This window comes from Paenibacillus sp. FSL R10-2771 (assembly GCF_038000205.1).
Taxonomy (GTDB): domain Bacteria; phylum Bacillota; class Bacilli; order Paenibacillales; family Paenibacillaceae; genus Paenibacillus_AQ; species Paenibacillus_AQ phytohabitans.
This window is the reverse complement of record NZ_JBBOBM010000001.1, coordinates 2812213-2832136: the sequence shown is the minus strand read 5'-3', so window position 1 is coordinate 2832136 and position 19924 is coordinate 2812213. Positions and strand designations below refer to the sequence as shown.

Below are 19924 nucleotides of genomic sequence, written 5' to 3'. Positions count from 1 at the left end.
ACCTTATTTTTATCATGCCGGTTCTTATGAAAAGAATTCTACTCTGTTTTGGCGCTGAAAGCATCTTTCAAGCGGAATCAGCTGGATACGTTACATATAAACTCTTATAATCCCAGCAAAAAACCTCCCGGTGACGGGAGGTTCCGCTATGACGGGCACAGGCCCTTCTGACGGGTGATGATCAATCAGGGCACTTTACAGCTTCTCCACATTGAAATACTGCGCTTCAGGATGTGCAAATACCATAGCCGATACCGAAGCCTCCGGCTCCATCATGAAGCCTTCGGTAAGGTGAACTCCGATATCCTCCGGGGACAGCAGCTTGAATAACGGCCCTTGATCCTCCAGATCCGGGCAAGCCGGGTAGCCAAAGGATACACGGATTCCCTGATAACGCGCCCCGTGTCTCTGCTTCATCGTCATATCCGCCGGGTCCGGGAACCCCCAGGTATCCCGCATCATATGGTGAACGCGTTCAGCCAGGCCTTCTGCCACCTCCAGCGCTACTGCCTGCAGGGCATGGGAACGGAGATAATCTCCCCGGTCCTTAAGCTCCGTGGACAATTCACGTACACCATGGCCGGCGGTTACGACCAGGAACCCGACGTAATCCATAACCCCGCTGTCCACCGGCTTCAGGAAGTCGGCGAGGCAGAGATACGGCTCAACGTTTTGCCGCGGGAAGGTAAAGGTATGCAGCACATTGGCAGCATTCTGCGGGTCATAGATCAGGATATCATTCCCGCTCGACTGGGCCGGGAAGAACTGATACATGGCATGTGGAACAATGGTACCTTCCAGCATCGCCTGATGCAGAATATCGTCTACGGTTTCTTTCAATTCCACTGTACGCGCATCTCCCGCTGCCAGCTGCGCTTCCACGGAACCACGCAGCCCCAGATGATGACCGAGCAGCATCTGCATGTTCACATAAGGAATAATATGTCCAAGCGGATAATTTCGCAGGACATGACGTTCCAGATCCGGCGGGGAAAACACAGGGGCATCGGCTGAAATCTTGGAGCGGACGGCACGCGTCAGCTCGGGAAGCGGCTGCTGAGGAGCTACAGCAACGGCAGCCTCTGCCTCTTGGCGTACCTCTTCCTCAATCTTGCCCCGCTCCAGCGGATTCATCAGCCGGTTGGCGATATCCAGGCCGTCCATGGCATCCTTGGCGTATAGTACCAGGCCGTCATATTCAGGGCGGATACGGGTCTTGGTGAACTTGCGGGTTAATGCCGCACCGCCGACCATAATCGGCACATCGATACCGGCAGCGCGCAGATCCTGCGCCGTCAGTACCATCTGCTGCGCCGACTTCACCAGGAGGCCGGATAATCCGATGGCGTCAGCTTTTTCCTTGCGGAAGGCTTCAATTATATTCTCTGGCGGAACCTTTATCCCCAGATTGACGATCTCGTAACCATTATTGGAGAGGATAATCTCCACAAGGTTTTTGCCGATATCATGCACATCGCCCTTAACGGTTGCGAGCATTATTCTTCCTTTAACCGAGGTCTCATCCTTCTTCATAAACTGCTCCAGATGACCGACCGAGGCCTTCATCACTTCAGCGCTTTGCAGCACTTCAGCAACAATCAATTCATTGTTGTTGAACAATCTGCCGACTTCCGACATCCCCGCCATCAGCGGACCATTAATAATCTCAAGCGGACCGGATAACTTCAGGGCTTCGTCCAGGTCAGGAATGAGCCCTTCCTTGGTTCCTTCAACGACATACGAGGCGAGACGTTCTTCCAGCGAGAGATTGGAGATCTTCTCTTTCTTCTCGACCTTCTTCTCCCGGAAAGCCGCTACGAACGCAGACAAAGTATCGTCATTCGTATTATAAATCAGCTGTTCGGCAAGCTTGCGTTCTTCTTCCGGAATGGAGGCATAACGCTCCACCTTTTCGGTATTCACAATTGCATAATCCAGCCCGGCTTTGGTGCACTCATAGAGAAACACTGAGTTTAGCACTTCACGGCCCGCTTCCGGCAGCCCAAAAGATACATTGCTTATGCCCAGAATTGTATGAACGGAAGGCAGAGCTTCCTTGATCAGGCGGATACCGTCAATCGTCTCTTTCGCAGAACCGATATATTGCTCGTCACCTGTTCCGACAGGAAATACAAGGGTATCAAAGATCAGATCTTCAGCGGCCAGCCCGTATTTGTTCACCAGCAGATCGTATGAACGTCTGGCAACCTCCAGCTTGTCCTTAGCGAGAATCGCCTGCCCGGTTTCATCAATTGTGCCCACAACGATCGCAGCACCGTATTTATGAATCAGCGGAGTCACTAGCTCGAATTTCTCTTCACCATCTTCAAGGTTAATGGAGTTAATAATCGCCTTCCCCTGGCAATATTGTAAGGCCAGATCAATCACCTTCGGATCGGTGGTATCGATCATCAGCGGGACTTTGACCTTCTTCACTACCAGCTCGAGGAAACGTTTGATATCCTCTGTCTCATCACGGTCAGGGTCTTGCACGCAGACGTCAATGACCTGCGCTCCGCTCTTCACCTGTGCGCGGGCAATCTCTGAAGCTTCCTCATACTTGCCTTCGACAATCAGCCGCTTGAACTTCCGAGATCCCAGCACGTTGGTCCGTTCACCGACCATGTAAGGACGGTTATCGCTCTCAATGTACACGGGCTCTATGCCGGAGAGTGCCGGCGGATGAATGCCATCCAGCCCGCGCGGCGGATATGCCGACAGGGCTTCGGCCATCGCCCGGATATGATCCGGGGTTGTGCCGCAGCAGCCGCCGGCAATGTTCAGCCAGCCCTTCTCGGCGAAGCCGGCCAGCTTGCGGGCAAGTGAATCCGGAGATTCATGGTAGTTGCCGTTCTCGTCCGGAAGCCCGGCATTCGGATAGCAGCTTACCGCTGCTGAAGAAATGGCCGACAGCGAACGGATATGATCGCGCATGAATTCCGGTCCGGTCGCACAGTTTAATCCGACAGAGATCGGCTTAAGATGCTCCAGCGAAATGTAGAAGGCCTCGATGTTCTGCCCCGCAAGCGTAGTCCCCATCGGTTCGATGGTACCTGAGATCATCACCGGCAGTGTAATTCCGCTTTTCTCGAAGGCATTGTGGATGCCTATACTTCCGGCCTTCACATTCAGCGTGTCTTGGGAAGTCTCCAGCAGCAGGGCATCTACCTTGCCATCGATCAACGCGACCGCCTGCTCCTCATAGCTGTCCACAAGCTCCTGGAATGTTACTCCTCCGGTTACAGAGAGTGTCTTGGTTGTCGGTCCCATTGCCCCTATAACGTACCTTGGGCGCTCAGGTGTATCGTATTTATCTGCGGCATTACGCGCAAGTCTGGCAGCCTCCAGGTTAATCTCCCGGGCCCGCTGCGGGATATCATATTCTGCAAGCACCACAGAGGTGGCGCCGAATGTGTTAGTCTCAATCAGATCCGCACCGGCTTCCAGGTATTTCTCATGAATATCCTGAATCACCTCCGGCCGGGTAAGCACCAGCATTTCATTACAGCCATCCAGCTCATCCCCGCCGAAATCCTCGCCGGTAAGCGGCACCTGTTGAATCATTGTGCCCATGGCTCCGTCTAGTATCAATATGCGTTGCTGCAAGCTTTCTGCAAGTGTGAATTTGGCCACTTTCAATCCCCCCAGTAAAACATTAGAGTAAGTTTAGCAGAATAAAGGGAATTCGGAAAGCCTTCCTTTCCACCCTGCATTATTTGTATTGACAGTATAGCTACAGCTTACAAGCTCATCATGGCTGTACCGTGAGTTCTTTAGACGGCATAGAGTGCTGCGTCCGGGCAGTCACATGGGAAGTGACCGTATAGCTGCCGGCTTGCTCAAATGTACGTTCACTTATATAAGCTCCTTCTCCGTCACTTGCCCCTTTCAGCTGAGTGCTCTTGCCTGGCTCTGCATTATCTACAATTTCGAAGATCACTTCTTTGGCGTCCTCAACAACTTCTCCGTCCTGACTAATGACTGCTTTAAAAATCACCTTGTCGTTAACGGATATTTCCTCCGGACTCCAGCTTAGCTCTACCTTGATAGGTACCATTGAGGAATCAGCAGCTGCATGCATATACATATCCTCTTCATTATTCCCTGAACAGCCGGCAAGCGTCATACCCATGACAATGCAAATGAGACCTCTAAGTATCTTTGGCTTAATCATCTGGAGCCCTCCCGGTTCATCGATAGATTCATCTTCATGTTAACAACGAAAGTCAGATTGCTTTCTTCCTTATTATACACATTTTATTCAACTTGTCGGAAATAAGCTTCGTTAACCGCCCTATCACATGAGAATAGTCATATACATGAACTACATTTGTCCAAATCCTCGCAGGGATATCAAAAAAGCCAATATCCTATAAGGATACCGGCTTCATCTAATTCAGTTATAGGGAGTGTACCAATGGCAGAAGCTCCGAAAGATGGCTGATCTGATAATCCGGAGTAATGTCCGGGTCAGGAGTCTTGGCCGTCCGGTTGATCCAGACCGTCGTTAGACCTGCGGCCAATCCTCCGAGAATATCAGTCGTAAGCTTATCTCCGACCATGACCCCCTGCTCAGGCGTAATATCCAGCAGTCCGAGGGCATGCTCGAAGATTGTCTTGTCCGGTTTCCCTTTACCGAAGCTTCCAGAAATGACAATATGGTCAAAATACGGAATAAGCTCAGGTACACCATCAAGCTTCTCCTGCTGAAGTGCAGGACAGCCATTCGTCAACAGCAGCAGCTTCACCTTGCCGCGCAGCTCATCCAGCACCTGAAGCGTCTCTTCATATATATAAGGACGGCTGCGGCGCTCAGCGGCGAACTTGGCCGCGAGGCGTTCCGCCAGCGCTTCATCGTCCACTCCAAGAGAGGCAAGGCCGCGGCGCCAGGATTCGGTGCGGTAGGCCGGAGCAAGCTGTTCCAGCTGCCGGAATTCCGGCTGGTCTCCAGCTGTGAAGTTAGCCCATAGTGCCTCAAAAGGATTAATCCCGATCAGCTTCGTGAACGGAAAAGTCTCGTAAGACTCATAAAGCGCACGCGCTTCTCTGCGCACCGCCTGTTCAAGCTCCTGCGGATCAACAGAATCCCCTGCAGCCTCAGAGGCGTAGCGGAATGCTTCTTCCACACTTCGATCATCCCATAGCAGTGTATCGTCAAGGTCAAATAGTACGGCGGTAATCGGCATTTCGTTCTCCCACTCCCTATGCTGGTCTATCTTACTATTCGTGCACTACTTCAATGTTGTTGTTCTTGCCGAATTGTTCCAGGCGTGCAGCCATAGCGGCGGTATCATACCGGTTGATCAGCTTGGAGAAAATCCACTGCTTGCGCTTGCCTTTATACTTAATGGTAACTACACTGCGCGACAAGGTAATCTTCTCGATTTCAGCTGCTGGCAAAAAGCGTTCACGGTTGTATTTAATAGTAGACAGACGGGCGCGTTCCACCTTAAGGAACGGACGGCGGAAGAATAGCAGCGCGGCAAGCAGGAAGTACAGTACTACCCCCAGCCAGTTAGCCAGTATTCCGCTTCCTTTCGCTTCATCAATGGAACCGACTACCCAGAACATAATGCCAAGCAACAGCAATACGACAGGGAATACAATATTCCGGCCTTTGAAAATATCGGTGCTCTTTGCAGCAGCTTTAGAGCTCGTTGCATAAATCGTCTCTTTTCCCTGCTTCTTTCTTTGCTGATTGATTTGCTTGGTGTTGCGTTGAACCATTCTTTCCCAAGAACGGGCCATGTTAGTTCCCCCTAGTCATCCTGTATTATCTATGAAAAGGCCGCAGACTAAGCTTTACGTCCGTCGTTGCCTTCTTCATGCTCCGGATTATCCACAATCTCAATGGTATCAAGCTGGGCCCGGAAATTGCTGCGGATATTGCCCAGATAAATCTCGCGGAGTTTGGCGCGTTCTGCCAATTCTTCCTCATTCAGGCCGCTTTCCTTATGTTTGCGTGCCAATTCATTGATGCGTGCGACCAATTCGTCAATATTCAATACTTTCCCCTCCCCTATAAATTCATTCTAACTTTGCCATGAGAAAAAGAGCTTGTCAAGGTCTACCCCCTGAAAGCTCTCTTAGTCGAACACCATTATGCTTCTTCCGGTTAATATACCGGCACGGACAGTATATCTCCTGCCTTAATTCCACTGTCCTTCAGACCATTTGACTTCTTGATTCCTTCTATATATACAGCAGTCCTCATATCATCCGGTTTATTCTTGAGGGCAATGCTCCACAAGGTGTCTCCGCGTTCAACTACGATCCGTTTCTCAGGCTTCATTAAAGTGACAGAACCAGCGAACACATTACCGACTACTGTAAATCCGGAGATCGTGAGTAATAGTATCAGAGATATCTTGATAAAGCTGACCTGGCGGAATATTGAGGTAAGTACAGACAGCAGGCGAAGGGTCTTGTCTCTGAATTGTGCCAATGGATTATGGGGTAATGGATTACCGGGAGCGGACACCTTGATATCCTCATTGTAGATACTATTGTAGGTACTGTATTTTAACATAAATATCGTCCTCCAAACACTTGTTCTTACTTTCGAAAATAATATAACACGAACATGTGTTTTGATCAATAGTTTTTTCGAACAACTGTTCCCTTTATTTTTCAGGCTATAATTCTCACAATTTAGAACTTATGTTTGTACGAACGGCAGTTCTATGTTATAATTTTCCCAAACATAGTATATGGGGTTGATTCCGATGTCAAAGATTTCGAGTCGCCAGCTGGCGATCCTGGAATTTATACGTAACGAAGTCCGCAGCAAGGGTTATCCTCCGTCCGTTCGGGAAATTGGCGAAGCTGTTGGCCTGGCCTCCAGTTCTACAGTGCACGGTCATCTGGACCGGCTTGAGAAGAAAGGCCTGATCCGGCGCGATCCTACGAAGCCGCGTGCAATTGAACTGCTCGGCCAGGAAGATTCAGAGAATGTACATCAATTCGTCCAGACGGTTACCCGTATCCCTGTAATTGGCAAGGTTACTGCTGGTGTTCCTATTACCGCTACAGAGAATATTGAGGATTACTTCCCGCTTCCTACTCATTACGTAGGGGATAACAAGGTATTCATGCTTTCTGTACTCGGCGACAGCATGGTTGATGCCGGTATTATGAACGGCGATTATGTTATTGTCCGCCAACAGCAAACCGCTGACAATGGTGACATCGTTGTTGCGATGACTGAAGAAGATGAAGCAACCGTTAAGACCTTTTACAAAGAACGTGATCATATCCGGCTGCAGCCGGAGAACCCGGCTTACGAGCCTCTCCGCCTTAACCGCGTTACTATTTTGGGCAGAGTCATTGGATTATTCCGCGATATCCATTAATCTTTCTCCTCCATAATCAGGCTGCTCCGCATCACGCGAAGCAGCCTTTTTCCTCTTTAGATCCTGTTACGCTTGCCCAAACTCCGAACCGCTTTAGCTATCCGCACATATCCTGTTACAAAGGAGTGCTGATCCCATGCCCAACTATCGAATTATTGTCGACCTTTCACAGCGCATGCTTTATCTGCTTGATAATGACACCGTAACCAGAGGATTTCCTGTCGGCATTGGCCGGATGCTGACCGTCTCGCCGGTAGGCGAGTACACGATCATTAACAAGCAGCCCAACCCGGGCGGACCGTTCGGAGCCTTCTGGATGGGCCTGTCCAAGCCACATTATGGAATTCACGGAACCAATGACCCTTCCTCCATCGGCCACATGGTCTCCCACGGCTGTATCCGCATGTATAACCAGGATGTGGTCGCGTTGGCTGCTATCATTCCCATTGGCACCCGTGTAACCATCAGGGAGTAGCTACAGTCATGCAGCCGCCTATAAATTTCTATATTGAACACAAGAACCCCTCTGACGGGTTTTGACCAAAGGGGTTCTTCACAGCATTATTGCACAGTTTGCTCATAACCAAGCTCGTCCAGAATATATTCAGCCAGACTCCACTGTTCCGCAGGTGAGTCTTTGCTTTTTTTGGCGTAGACCAATGCACTCTTGGTAACTTTCTCGATCAGCCTGCGTCCCTGCTCTTTGGTGATGGACACTTCCATCCCGGAGCGGCCCACCACCTCAGACAGACAAAAGAACGCAATCCGCATCGCGTAATTGTCTCTGCTGAGGAAATAGAACAGATGAGGCACGTTCTTGAGCAGACGGTCAACCCAGTTCGTAATCTCCCGAACCTGATAGACTTCCCGGCGATCCTGCTCATACCCATTGAATATAATTATGATTTTGCCCCGTAGCCGCTTCTTCTCATATTTCTTAAATTCACGCAAATAGCTCTCCAGCCGTCCCTTCTCCACATCTTCTCTGGAGACATTCAGCACGGTGGATCCGGCTGCATCCCATTTTGAACTTTCTTCCATCACCGGATCTGCGTTAACAGACAGTGTACTATCCTGTATTTCCGGCAGTCCCAAACGCTGGCGTAATTGATCGTCCATTCTTCACACCTTCCTGTATCAAGCTCTTGTGCAGCTTGTTCACCATGTTATCCTGATATGTAGCTGTTCCTCAAGCCTCATACTCTTCATCGATTAATTATACTCTGAGCCTCCCACAGTCTCAATCGCACGCCAAAAAGACATCCGCAAGGATGTCTTTGAGTGGATTCATATCCTTTGCCTACTGACTACAACACGCTGCGCAACAACCGGATAGCAATAGTATTTAAACGAATTGCTTCACGGATGGATGCTCTGGCAGCCAGCAATTCTCTTCTGGCACGTGAACCGCTTGGAAATCTGCGCAGGTTCTCATTAATTTCCTCAAGTCTTTCCAGCAGGATTGCTCTTTGTGCGAGCAGAGCATTAATTGCTCTGCGGATTCTGTTTCGTTCTCTTTGCGTCATCATTACACCTCTTTTACGTTTTATAGTATAAGAAATGCAAAGATTGGCTTCGGAGACTGTGTGATTTGGCAGTAATATTATAATTAGCTTTCTTTGACTTTGATGGAGATAATATTTACAGGATTAAGATACTTGCCTCCTGCTGGAATCCAGCCTGTCAAACCACCGGATGTCAGATAGGTTCTGGCTTCTGCCGCCGATTCAAACACAGATTCTAGCTCTTCAATTTGCCCATTCACATACTGAAGCTCAAAAATAACTTTACTCACTTGCGACCACCTCCTCAGCTTCTAATTCGTTACCCCGAAGCGTTTACCTGCTTTTACTTCTTGGGCAGCCTTACCCGGAACTCAAATTCGTCACGTCTATAGGTCATTCCGGCCAGCAATACATACTCCGGCGTCCATTTCTGTACAGGTCCGGCGTAATCAGCTATAACATGCGGTTTACCCTCGATCAGCTGAACGACATAGACCTTCACCTGGGCAAGTGCCGCCGCGAATATATCAGCATCACTTGAAAGAACTTTATACGCAGTATTCAACATCTTTCCTCCTTAGTGCACACGCAAGAATGATAAGGATTCATAGAGCACACAAATCAGTTCAATTATACCGGGTTCTGGAACAAAATGTATACCCTATTTAGAGCTTAGAGTTTGATGAAAATGATCTTAAACAGCCCGAGGTATTTGCGCTTTGCCTTAATATCACCGATAAATGTCTTACCGTCTTGAATATCAGGTATGCTGAAGGTGGAGAACAGAATGTGATTTTCCCGGATTGTAAACGATTCGACCATAGGCTGAGCGACCATACTGGTAATTCCTCCAGCTAGCCCTCCCCCCAGTGTTTCCTCCAGATGATTCACCGCGTATTCTCCAAAGTCCTCTTTGCCCGGATTCATGACTGCTAGTAAAACCAGTACTACTATAATTACGAAAGACAGTTTCGCCGCTGTTTTCTTGCGGGCTCTGGGTTCAGGCTGCGGAGCATCATATCGTGGGTTCATGTTTATTCCCTCCAGCTATAATATTTCTTGAATCGTGAACACTAACGGACTCACAATAAACCTGCAGATTATAACCAGTACATCAACCGGCCCGCTTATCCCCACATCCATTCCGCTCCAGTCCGGACTACCTGCTACCGGTGAATCCAGCCCATATTGCTCTATAATCCGTTCCCTGGTTTCAGTTGACATGCCAGTTCCTTCTGCAGCTCCAGCCTGAGAACAAATTAGCGTTAATAATAGGATCATTGCAATAATACTTACATATTTATTTCTCATTTCATACCCCTATGTATCTTATTTATTAAAAAGGAAATACCGGCACCGCAACAACCACGGCCAGTATCAGCTGTAACAGCAATAGTCCCCAAGCCCAAACCCTCTAAACACATGCTTCACTTCAGCCTATCCTTAGTCATAAAAGTGATTCTCAGGGTAAGCACCTGCAAAGGGTTCCTTTAGTGTGTATATGATCTAGTATATAGGACATGGTACATTATGTAAAATAAACCATCCGGCTAACCATTGGGATGTAGATAAAATAACCCGTCAGCCATTAGTCCGGTGAGTCGCTTTAATTCAATAGCTCTATTAAATATCTATTATCCTAAATGAAAATTTTGTATTTTATGTGTATTTTGTAAAAAAAGGATTGAAATATATTCTCATATATTTATAATAATTACCAGATATATGAAGGGAGACATCACAAGATTGTCCACTAGAGATACTCTTCCCCTCATGTCTTACATTGAAATTGACCGTAGACTATATCCACGACCTATTCACACCTTAAGACAGAGATCGACCAGAAACCCTAAAAGCATTTCTCGTATTCTTAATTCGTTATATGATAGCAATTACATCACCGTGGGTGATTTGATGAAAGCTTCATTGGCTGAATTGCGTTGCTTAAGGAATTTTGGCGTCACGGGGCAAATGATTGTCGTCGAGTTGTTAGAGGCCCATACCAAACAGTTGTCTGAGATTTCCCGCTAAGGACCTTTTAAAGGTTCTTTTTTTATTATCTCTTTTCTCCAGCTTAATCTGCGCTGTTCCCGCAACAATTAATCCTACGATTATTAGCACAATGCCTTTTCTATTTTTCAAATAATGCTCTTAAGTTATTTTCATTCCGCTTCAAGCTCCGATCATTTAGTCCTAGGCAATTACAACCATTTTAATACATTTTATTATTTTTCGACTTATTTATATACATTCTTACATAATACCGCATTTCAAATCATCCTTACTACTCATATACATTATTATCCATGAGGGGTATTGTTTTTCATGTAACTAAATACTTTTTTGGGAGGATTATCTATTTATGAAAAGGAAATTGCTTATTGGACTTTTAACTATTGCCGCATGTTTTACGGTAGGATCGACATCATTTGCTGCTGAAGCTCCATCTTCTACTCTTAGCTCTTCAACTTCAATTTCTCCAAATGCTGTAATAAAACCAATTGACGAGACTCAGGCTATTGTTAGAATGCAAGTAGGCGAAACTATATGGTTGACTGGCTATAATTTTTGGTATATTAATTATGACGGATCCATTGAAATAATACCGGCTGAAGGACAGTTTACTGCCTTACATCCTGGAACCAGTACAGTCGCAGCTGACTTTGGGAATGGTATTACATTTTATTATATTATCTTAGTTAACTAAGTCTTGACGATGCTCAAGAAATGATAATTCTGTCATCCAAACCGACAATTTATTAATTCAAAAAATAACCCGTCAGGCATAAGCCGGCGGGTTATTTTTTGTATGCTCTGAATTTAACAAAAAACACAGTCTTTCGAATAATTCCTATACATGAATGAACCATCCTTCTTCCCGCTCCCCTCTATTTCTAAAAGTATGTAATAAAAAGACGCCCAAATCGCTCCAAGACCAAACTTAAAACACCCTTAAAGCAGTTTAATGTGATAAATGAATTTTTAATAGAAATGCACCTCAAAAAATTCCGAGGTGCATCCATGTTAGATTTAAAAACTTATGTTGTAATGAGCAAAATTCAGATGATACTGCGTCATTGCAGTGAAGTTGGGATTATCTACGACCACATATATTGTTGCTCCAGGCGGAAGCAAAACATTACTAAACGATTGCGCTTCAGCAGTTCCTGCCTTTCCTGTGTAAAGTGGGCCCAGTTCAGCGAGACCATTATTGTAATTAATAATTATACCCGCTCTTGTAGGACCGTTACCACTAAATCCTCCCACATGAACACCAATTCTTTTGAGATTTGTTGTTGTATTTGTCCACTTAAACCAATCTTGATCGGTAGCACTTTGGATGAACAAATCATATATCGCACCACCGTATTCATTCGGTGTAATGGTAAGACCAAACTTGTATGAGGCGTATAAAGCTTTCACTTGAGACTGACTATTTACAACTGGTCCCGCCTTTAGCGTTGGTTACGATCTGCCCGGGCTTCGTACGGCCCTGCGCGTATAATGCATCCTGCTCCGAGATAGTCCGCAGCCCCTGAGTAATGACTATATTGACTCTCCGGGCGTAGCAGCGCTCGATCAGCGCCACTGTAGCCGTCACCCAGGACCGTATGCAGCCCAGCCACGACAAGGATTTAAGCTTTACCTGTTCAAGCGTCAGCATCTTTATGGACCTCCTCTTTGACGGCCGGGAAGATCATAAACAGATCCTGCCGCCGGGTATACATGAGATACGTCAGGATCAGCAGGCCCAGGGTTGTGCCGGTTTGAGCTACGGCCAAGGCTGTGGACTTCAACGCGGCATACACCGCTGAATCACCGGAACCGTGTGTGGAATTACAAAAAAAAACGCGGCTATAAGCAGCAGCGCACAGATGAATGAAATCCCAGATGCATTTATCAGCAAGATATTAATGCCCTCCATGATTAAAATCTCGATCATAAATTTAGAATTCTGCGAAGCCGTTATTCAGGATCTTTTCCTGTATTTCTTTTGAAGTATCTTTGTAATGTGCGATTGCAAAGGCAACCCTGCGGGATGCCTGCGCCAGCTCCTTCTCTCTTTTTGTGCTAGGGCAATAGACGTTTGAACAATACTCCACACGGTTGTCCTACCCTATCCTCATCATTTCCGCTATTGGCGGAATGATCTGCCTTTAATCGCTGCAGTACTTCAAGAGTTGGCTGCGTAAAAGCTGCCCGTTCTTTGTCCAGGATATCCTGCAGGCGGTCATTGTCCTCCAGGGCACGATCCAGCATCGCACGCGGAACCAACTCGCCTTTTGAGACAGCCCGCCACTGAATATAAGCAAATATGATAAACAAGAACAGTAAGACAACCGACAGCCCACACTTTTCAACCAGTGGCAGCAGCTCTTGTATTGTGGATACCTCTGCGCCCATCCCCCACTCCCCTTTCCTCTCTCTGATGTAAAAGCCCCCGGATCGACTCCGAGGGCAAAATAAAAACGCCTTCGTGGGCGCTCTGATCCATTCCTTAATCTAAAAAACAAGCACCTCTTAAATTCAAGAGGCGCTTGCACTATAACCGTTAAAAAGTGTAGGCTGCAAAATTAAGATGGTACGAAGGAGGTGTTGTGAAATTAGGTGCATCAACTACTAAGTATACTGTGGCTCCAGGTGGGACAAAAATATTTCCCAAGACTTGAGTGTTTGTAGTGTTTGCCTTATCAGAATAATACAAATCAGTTTCACCGAAACCGTTGTTATAATTGATTTTGAAGCCCGCTCTGATAGGACCATTTCCACTATAACCACCTATATTAGCAGCAACCCTCCTAAAACTTGAAGATGTATTGGTCCACTTAAACCAATCTTTCTCGGAAGCGTCTTGTATAAAAAGGTCATAAATAACACCACCGGTGGCCACATCAACCCCATTACTTAGCACAAGCGATATTGCAGATGCCTGAGAATCACCAATACCTATAAGAAATGGTGTTACCTCAGCGGCATTTGCATTGGATTCTGCAAAGGCTGATGCTGAAGGTATCATAAGAACAGCTGAGACAAGAAGTGCAGATAGAATCTTTTTAAGTTTCAATGATCTTCCGCCTTTCGATAATTTCGTTAATCGGCCGATTACAAAGTTAATATTATCCTTTTATATGTTTATTTTCCATAGTTCATTAGAATCCATTCTCTATCACAAATATGTAATTTATTTATAATTAAAAATGCCGAAATATGACTTTTTTTGATATATACTGTCATTTCATTTACAACCACTCTGCAAACAGCTACATGAAATCTATCCTCGAATAACTCCCACTATTTAATTTGTGGTCATTTTGTGGGCACCGTTAATTTAAGCAACCCCCACCACCCTCACGCCCACACACAAAAAAAACCCCCGACGCTTAGAGCGCCAAGGGCTGCTGTATCCTAGTAAAGCGTCATGTACTGATCTCTTTCCCATTCGTGAACCTGGGTCCGGTAAATATCCCATTCAATTTCTTTAAGTTCGTAGAAGTGGGCCAGCGCATGTTCACCCAGAGCTTCGGTAATAACATGGCTGCGGATCATTTCGTTGAGGGCTTCCTTCAGATCGGACGGCAAGCTTGGGATGCCTTCTTCAATCCGCTCTTCCTCAGACATCACATAGATGTTACGGTCGATTGGAGCCGGAAGATCAAGCTGGCGTTTGATTCCATCCAGACCTGCCTTCAACATTACAGCAAGTGCAAGGTAAGGGTTAGCTGCCGGGTCCGGGTTACGGACTTCAACGCGTGTACTGAGCCCTCTGGAAGCGGGAATACGGATCATCGGGCTGCGGTTGCTCGCAGACCAGGCCACGTAGCAAGGAGCTTCATAACCAGGCACCAGACGTTTGTATGAGTTGACAGTCGGGTTAGTGATCGCAGCAAAAGCACGTGCGTGCTTCAGAATCCCTGCCATGTAATAACGGGCTGTTTTACTCAGACCCAGTGTGTCACTTTCGTCATAAAACATGTTCTCGTTGCCTTTGAACAAGGATTGGTGTGCGTGCATACCGGATCCGTTCATGCCAAATAGCGGCTTAGGCATAAAAGTAGCATGCAGGCCGTGCTGACGGGCTACCGTCTTCACGACAAGCTTGAAGGTTTGAATCTGGTCCGCTGCCTTGATAGCATCGGCGTATTTGAAGTCAATTTCATGCTGGCCGGAAGCCACTTCATGGTGGGAGGCTTCCACTTCAAAGCCCATTTCTTCAAGCGTCAGTACGATTTCGCGGCGGCAGTTCTCCCCAAGATCCATCGGCGCCAAATCGAAATATCCGCCCTGATCGTTCAGTTCAGTGGTCGGGTTACCCTTCTCATCTGTTCTGAACAGGAAGAATTCAGGTTCAGGTCCAACGTTCATAGCAGTAAAGCCCATTTCTTCAGCTTCGAGCAGACAACGTTTGAGGATACCGCGCGGATCTCCGGCAAACGGTGTTCCGTCTGGCATATACACATCACAAATCAGACGTGCAACACGACTATCCGTCACCCAAGGGAAAATCACCCAAGTGCTAAGATCCGGATACAGGTACATATCGGATTCTTCGATCCGGACATAACCTTCGATGGAGGAACCGTCGAACATCATTTTGTTGTCGAGTGCCTTTTCCAGCTGACTTACGGGAATTTCCACATTTTTGATTGTTCCGAGCAGATCGGTAAATTGCAGGCGAATAAACCGGACGTTCTCGTCCTTGGCAATACGCAGAATATCCTCTTTAGAAAAGCTCACTTTACCCTCTCCCTTTCAAAATCTCTATGTTATTTATTAAAAAACCGGGATAGCTCGCCTTGGATTAGAGACACTTGTCCCGGTCTTTTACCGGAAACCAGTTCCTGCTTAAGCAGACGGTGAAGCTGTGAATCGGATAACTCTCTACGCCGAACCTCTGTATCAGGGGTAATGACTGTAGCTTCTTCAGATTCCTTCGAGACAGGATTCATCACCTGCTTAATGCCGGCAATATTAACACCCTTCTCAATCAATGCCTTGATCTCTAGCAGACGTTCAACATCATTAAAGGAGAACAAACGCTGGTTGCCGGATGTGCGCGCGGGTACGATCAGACTGTGCTGTTCATAATAACGAATTTGTCTGGCAGATAGATCGGTTAACTTCATTACGATTCCTATAGGGAATAATGCCATATTTCTGCGGATTTCATCACCCATGACTCATCCAACCTTCCAATGATCTTTTTCTCATCTCATTGTACATTTCCTTATATGGCGTGTCAATGGTATGTGAGTTTTTCTCACAAGATTTCTTTAAGCCAATGAGAGATTAAGTGAACAAAGTGTCAGCTACATGGGACCTGGCTTCCCGCAGTATATCACATAGATCAATCCTCAAGCAAAAGTTCCGTACTGGAAACTGTTTCGCTCAAACGCGCATCATGCACGACTCCAACTTTTCAGAAACTCCTTATTCAAAAGAAAATGTGACTGGCTAACCTTCAATCACCAGCTCCCCTTCTCCTGCCGGGGTCTCAAATCCGCTCAAAAACCGGGTCAGAATCTCTTCCGTGATTGGAAAAGCGGCATTAGCATCAAAACGCCCGCTCCGGATCTGAAGCCTCCGGCGCAATTCGTCCGGATGGACTTTTAAATGGATCAGTGCCCAAACGCCTCCATGACGCTCAATCAGTTGTTTATATTCATCCCGCTTCTGCCGCTGCCAAAAGCTGAAATCGATAACGACATGACGCTTCGCCTGAATCAGCTTCACCAGTTCCCCCCGCAGCCTGATTTCCGATTGTTCCTTAAAGGATTCATAAGCCTGCCCCGGATAATCTACACCAAAACGGCCATGTGTACTCCAAATATCCTCATCGATCGAGAGCCGGACGAATCCCGCTTTCTCCAGCTTCAGCGCAAAGGTTGTTTTCCCCGATCCAGCCACACCGCACATCATCACCACAACCGGAACTTTGCTTGTATTTTTGTATTGTGTTAAATTTTCTACCGCCGCTTCTTCATTCAGCATAGACTTCATCTCCTCTTCACTTTGAGCATAGGGGAACGCTTCTCCTTAAACTACGTAGATATAGTATAAAACTACTACGGGGTGACTTCTATGAACCAGAATAATCTCATTTGTAAAGCTTGCGGAAATAACACTTTTGCTGAAGGAAAACTGGAGGGCTACGCTAATGTAAGGCCTGTAAATAACTACTTTTCTTTTGGTTCGAAGCTTACATTGACAATCTGCAAAAGATGCGGCGAAGTGGCCTCTATGAAAGTAGACAAATTTGAGAAATTCTAATTCAATCCAACAATGCAAATAACCGGACAGCCATCTGCTGAGTGTCCGGTCAATGTAAGTTCACAATTAATTAAAGTAAATTGCGCTCTCTCATGCTTTGCAGGGCCATTAGTACCCCGTACTTTACATGGGAATAAGTTAATCCGCCCTGCATATACCCGATATACGGCGCCCGGATCGGCGCATCCGCAGATAACTCCAGACTGCCGCCCTGAATGAACGTCCCTGCCGCCATAATGACCGGATGCTCATAACCAGGCATATCCCATGGCTCGGGAACAACGTGGCTGTCTACTGCCGCTGCACGCTGAATTCCCTGCACGAAAGCAATCAGATGCTCAGGTCCGTCAAAAGCTACTGCCTGGATCAGATCCGTCCGCGGCTCATCCCAGGCAGGCTTGGTCGTAAACCCGCAGCGCTGGAATACAGCGGAAGCGAAAATACTGCCCTTCACAGCCTGCCCTACGGTATGCGGAGCCATGAAGAGCCCCTGATACAGTCCGCGCGTCGTCCCCAGCATGGCACCGACTTCTCCGCCTATCCCGGGAGCAGTCAAGCGGTATGCGGCCAATTCCACCAGATCTGCCCGGCCGCAGATATACCCGCCTGTCTCGGCAATTCCGCCGCCAGGATTCTTAATCAATGAACCGGCAACGAGGTCAGCGCCAACCTGAGGGGGCTCCAGAGTCTCGGTGAACTCTCCGTAGCAGTTGTCTACGAATACAATTACATCAGGCTTTAGCGCTTTTACCTTCGCTACCATCTCACCAATCTCAGCAACAGTGAAGGAAGAACGCCAATCATAACCGCGGGAACGCTGGATTCCTATGACCTTAGTTTTATCGTTTACCGCTATTGCAACCTCGTCCCAGTCAATTTTACCGTCAGCCGTCAGTGCAGTCTCGCGGTAGCCGATGCCAAAGTCCGCCAGAGAGCCTGTCCCGTCGCCGGCCTTGCCAACTACCTTATGCAGTGTATCGTAGGGGCGTCCTGTAATGTATAGAAGCTCGTCTCCGGGACGAAGCACACCAAAGAGCGCCGTAGATATCGTATGAGTGCCAGAAGCGAAATGCGGGCGTACGAGCGCCGCCTCGGCGCCGAATACTTCAGCATAGACCAGATCCAGTACCTCACGCCCCCGGTCATTGTAGGCATATCCCGTAGACCCGGCAAAATGAAAATCACTGACATGCTGGCGCTGAAAGGCTTCAATGACCTTCCACTGATTATGATCTACAATTTTATCCAGCCGCTTAACGGCAACTTCAATTTCAAGCTCTGCAGCTTCCGCTGCCTGTAATAGATCCTCTGCAAATACTGCCATTTCCCCTCAATCTCTCCTTACCCTACTTTTACTTGTCAAAGCTGAACACATCTACGCGATTCCAAGAGGAACGGTGTGCGTTTCAGCGAGAAACCCCGCACAGCAGCGCCTGCCCCGAATGATACGAAGCAGAACTGAGGCTGTGCGGGGACTTGTAATGCCTGTACCTATCTTGCACTTATTGCGGTTCGATAAACTCAGCAAGCTTGTAGCTCCATTTATCGTAGTCCTCTTTATTCAGACGAACATTATAGAGTACGTCATTCCCGTCATAATTCTGCTCAAGTACTTCTCCAACCCGGTAGAGCAGTGATGACAGGTCTCCCCGGTCCCCGGGAATCCGGAAGATAAGGGTGTCCCCGGCCAGTTCATCGCTGATAATCTCCGTAATCCTGGTCAGGTCATCCTGATTAAAAGCACTGATCTTCAGGAAGCCCGGACCTGTAGGAAGCATTTCCAGCTGCTCCGGCTGGCACAGATCGGTTTTGTTGAACAAGACGATCTGAGGCTTTCCTGCGGCTCCCAGATCCTGCAGAATCGACTGGACAACATCCATCTGCTCTTCACGCATCGGCGAAGAGGAATCGACCACATGCAGCACCAGATTCGCTTCATTCACTTCCTCCAGTGTAGCACGGAAGGAGGCTACCAGATCATGCGGCAGGTTCTGAATGAACCCTACAGTATCTGTAAGGACAACTTCTTTACCCCCAGGTAGCTGGAGCACGCGTGAAGTCGGGTCGAGGGTCGCAAACAGCTGGTTCTCAATATAGACATCCGCATCTGTAAGCTGCTTCAGCAGCGTGGATTTGCCGGCGTTGGTATAGCCAACAAGTGCCACCTGTACAGCGCCGCTCTTACGGCGGCGTTCACGGTGCAGCTCACGCGTCTTGACGACCTCATCAAGCTGGCGTTTCAGCTCGGTAATCCGGTCGCGGATATGACGGCGGTCGGTCTCCAGCTTGCTCTCCCCTGGTCCTCTCGTACCAATCCCGCCGCCGAGCCGCGACAGATTCTTGCCATGTCCGGACAGTCGCGGAAGCAGATAGGAGAGCTGCGCCAGCTCTACCTGAATGATGCCTTCCCGGGTTTTTGCCCGGCCGGCAAAAATATCAAGGATCAGCTGGGTCCGGTCAATAATCTTCAGATCCAGAGACTCCTCCAGATTCCGTACCTGTGCTCCGGACAGCTCCTGGTCGAAGATCGCCGTATTGGCACCCAGTCCGTCAGCCGCCATCCGCAGCTCTTCTACCTTTCCCTTACCGATGAACCATTTGGAATCCGGGGTTTCCTTGTTCTGCCGGATGACATCGAGCACCTCCACTCCGGCCGTTTCAGCCAGCTGGACCAGCTCCTGGAGTGAAAGCTCGGGATCAATGCCCGTGCGTTTGATTTTGTCCGTGACCAGACTGACGAGTATTGCCCGGTCCTGAACATCTGTTTGGGTATCATGTGTGGTGATTGCCATTAATTAA

Annotated in this window: 25 protein-coding genes; 3 read left to right on the top strand and 22 right to left on the bottom strand. The window is 47.8% G+C overall.

Annotation, left to right across the window (positions count from 1 at the left end):
* Window positions 1–195: 195 nt before the first annotated feature.
* The 6 genes from metH to NSU14_RS12305 form a co-directional block, all read right to left on the bottom strand.
* On the bottom strand, window positions 196–3573 hold the full coding sequence (gene metH, locus NSU14_RS12330; protein WP_371916260.1) for a methionine synthase: 3378 nt from the start codon (window positions 3571–3573) through the stop codon (window positions 196–198).
* 178 nt (window positions 3574–3751) lie between these two features.
* The gene (locus NSU14_RS12325) at window positions 3752–4174 is read right to left on the bottom strand and encodes a FixH family protein (RefSeq protein WP_042137869.1); all 423 of its coding nucleotides are present in this window, start codon (window positions 4172–4174) and stop codon (window positions 3752–3754) included.
* Between the two features lie 226 nt (window positions 4175–4400).
* Window positions 4401–5186 (bottom strand): HAD family hydrolase, encoded by a 786-nt coding sequence (locus NSU14_RS12320; protein WP_042137871.1) that lies wholly within the window; start codon window positions 5184–5186, stop codon window positions 4401–4403.
* 34 nt (window positions 5187–5220) lie between these two features.
* Entirely contained in the window at window positions 5221–5748 is a 528-nt protein-coding gene (locus NSU14_RS12315) for a hypothetical protein (protein WP_042137873.1), read from the bottom strand.
* 47 nt (window positions 5749–5795) lie between these two features.
* Entirely contained in the window at window positions 5796–6005 is a 210-nt protein-coding gene (locus NSU14_RS12310) for a DUF896 domain-containing protein (RefSeq protein WP_336101788.1), read from the bottom strand.
* Between the two features lie 110 nt (window positions 6006–6115).
* Window positions 6116–6529, bottom strand: coding sequence for a LysM peptidoglycan-binding domain-containing protein (locus NSU14_RS12305; RefSeq protein ID WP_042137878.1), 414 nt, complete (start codon window positions 6527–6529; stop codon window positions 6116–6118).
* Window positions 6530–6725: 196 nt separating this feature from the next.
* On the opposite strand from NSU14_RS12305, the gene lexA reads away from it, so the two are divergent.
* Together lexA and NSU14_RS12295 are read left to right on the top strand one after the other, a co-directional pair.
* Entirely contained in the window at window positions 6726–7352 is a 627-nt protein-coding gene (lexA, locus tag NSU14_RS12300; RefSeq protein ID WP_039299199.1) for a transcriptional repressor LexA, read from the top strand.
* 136 nt (window positions 7353–7488) lie between these two features.
* The gene (locus NSU14_RS12295; RefSeq protein ID WP_039299202.1) at window positions 7489–7827 is read left to right on the top strand and encodes a L,D-transpeptidase; all 339 of its coding nucleotides are present in this window, start codon (window positions 7489–7491) and stop codon (window positions 7825–7827) included.
* A gap of 86 nt (window positions 7828–7913) precedes the next feature.
* On the opposite strand, the gene NSU14_RS12290 is transcribed toward NSU14_RS12295, so the two are convergent.
* The 6 genes from NSU14_RS12290 to NSU14_RS12265 all read right to left on the bottom strand — a co-directional run bounded on the left by NSU14_RS12290 (window position 7914) and on the right by NSU14_RS12265 (window position 10081).
* The gene (locus tag NSU14_RS12290; RefSeq protein ID WP_042137880.1) at window positions 7914–8471 is read right to left on the bottom strand and encodes a hypothetical protein; all 558 of its coding nucleotides are present in this window, start codon (window positions 8469–8471) and stop codon (window positions 7914–7916) included.
* Window positions 8472–8659: 188 nt separating this feature from the next.
* The gene (locus NSU14_RS12285) at window positions 8660–8881 is read right to left on the bottom strand and encodes a hypothetical protein (RefSeq protein WP_144026006.1); all 222 of its coding nucleotides are present in this window, start codon (window positions 8879–8881) and stop codon (window positions 8660–8662) included.
* Window positions 8882–8961: 80 nt separating this feature from the next.
* Window positions 8962–9147 carry a hypothetical protein gene (locus NSU14_RS12280; RefSeq protein ID WP_039299211.1) on the bottom strand — a complete coding sequence of 62 codons (186 nt, stop codon included), beginning with the start codon at window positions 9145–9147 and terminating at the stop codon, window positions 8962–8964.
* A 53-nt stretch (window positions 9148–9200) separates the two neighbouring features.
* On the bottom strand, window positions 9201–9425 hold the full coding sequence (locus NSU14_RS12275; RefSeq protein WP_305954185.1) for a hypothetical protein: 225 nt from the start codon (window positions 9423–9425) through the stop codon (window positions 9201–9203).
* A gap of 104 nt (window positions 9426–9529) precedes the next feature.
* Window positions 9530–9889, bottom strand: coding sequence for a hypothetical protein (locus NSU14_RS12270; RefSeq protein ID WP_042137882.1), 360 nt, complete (start codon window positions 9887–9889; stop codon window positions 9530–9532).
* A gap of 15 nt (window positions 9890–9904) precedes the next feature.
* Entirely contained in the window at window positions 9905–10081 is a 177-nt protein-coding gene (locus NSU14_RS12265) for a hypothetical protein (protein WP_156118654.1), read from the bottom strand.
* A 1138-nt stretch (window positions 10082–11219) separates the two neighbouring features.
* Here NSU14_RS12265 and NSU14_RS12260 point away from each other — a divergent pair.
* Window positions 11220–11564, top strand: a complete 345-nt coding sequence (locus NSU14_RS12260; protein WP_340945024.1) for a hypothetical protein — start codon at window positions 11220–11222, stop codon at window positions 11562–11564.
* 323 nt (window positions 11565–11887) lie between these two features.
* Here the strand turns inward: NSU14_RS12260 and NSU14_RS12255 are convergent, their stop codons facing one another.
* The 10 genes from NSU14_RS12255 to hflX form a co-directional block, all read right to left on the bottom strand.
* Complete coding sequence (locus NSU14_RS12255) at window positions 11888–12280, bottom strand: hypothetical protein (protein WP_340945021.1); 393 nt, start codon at window positions 12278–12280, stop codon at window positions 11888–11890.
* Window positions 12281–12290: 10 nt separating this feature from the next.
* Window positions 12291–12521, bottom strand: coding sequence for a M15 family metallopeptidase (locus tag NSU14_RS12250; protein WP_445670015.1), 231 nt, complete (start codon window positions 12519–12521; stop codon window positions 12291–12293).
* Window positions 12508–12639, bottom strand: coding sequence for a hypothetical protein (locus NSU14_RS12245; protein WP_340945018.1), 132 nt, complete (start codon window positions 12637–12639; stop codon window positions 12508–12510). Before NSU14_RS12245 ends, NSU14_RS12250 begins: the two co-directional genes overlap by 14 nt.
* Window positions 12640–12928: 289 nt before the next feature.
* Window positions 12929–13261: a hypothetical protein gene (locus NSU14_RS12240; RefSeq protein WP_340945016.1), complete on the bottom strand. Its 333-nt coding sequence runs from the start codon at window positions 13259–13261 to the stop codon at window positions 12929–12931.
* Window positions 13262–13409: 148 nt separating this feature from the next.
* On the bottom strand, window positions 13410–13922 hold the full coding sequence (locus NSU14_RS12235; protein ID WP_340945014.1) for a hypothetical protein: 513 nt from the start codon (window positions 13920–13922) through the stop codon (window positions 13410–13412).
* 341 nt (window positions 13923–14263) lie between these two features.
* A complete protein-coding gene (glnA, locus tag NSU14_RS12230; RefSeq protein ID WP_039299225.1) occupies window positions 14264–15592 on the bottom strand; it encodes a type I glutamate--ammonia ligase in 1329 nt (442 codons plus the stop codon).
* Window positions 15593–15621: 29 nt separating this feature from the next.
* The gene (locus NSU14_RS12225) at window positions 15622–16032 is read right to left on the bottom strand and encodes a MerR family transcriptional regulator (protein WP_019910684.1); all 411 of its coding nucleotides are present in this window, start codon (window positions 16030–16032) and stop codon (window positions 15622–15624) included.
* Between the two features lie 277 nt (window positions 16033–16309).
* Window positions 16310–16846: an AAA family ATPase gene (locus tag NSU14_RS12220; RefSeq protein ID WP_340945009.1), complete on the bottom strand. Its 537-nt coding sequence runs from the start codon at window positions 16844–16846 to the stop codon at window positions 16310–16312.
* Between the two features lie 349 nt (window positions 16847–17195).
* Window positions 17196–18449, bottom strand: coding sequence for a methionine gamma-lyase family protein (locus tag NSU14_RS12215; protein WP_042137898.1), 1254 nt, complete (start codon window positions 18447–18449; stop codon window positions 17196–17198).
* Window positions 18450–18627: 178 nt separating this feature from the next.
* Entirely contained in the window at window positions 18628–19917 is a 1290-nt protein-coding gene (gene hflX / locus NSU14_RS12210) for a GTPase HflX (protein ID WP_039299242.1), read from the bottom strand.
* Window positions 19918–19924 lie beyond the last annotated feature (7 nt).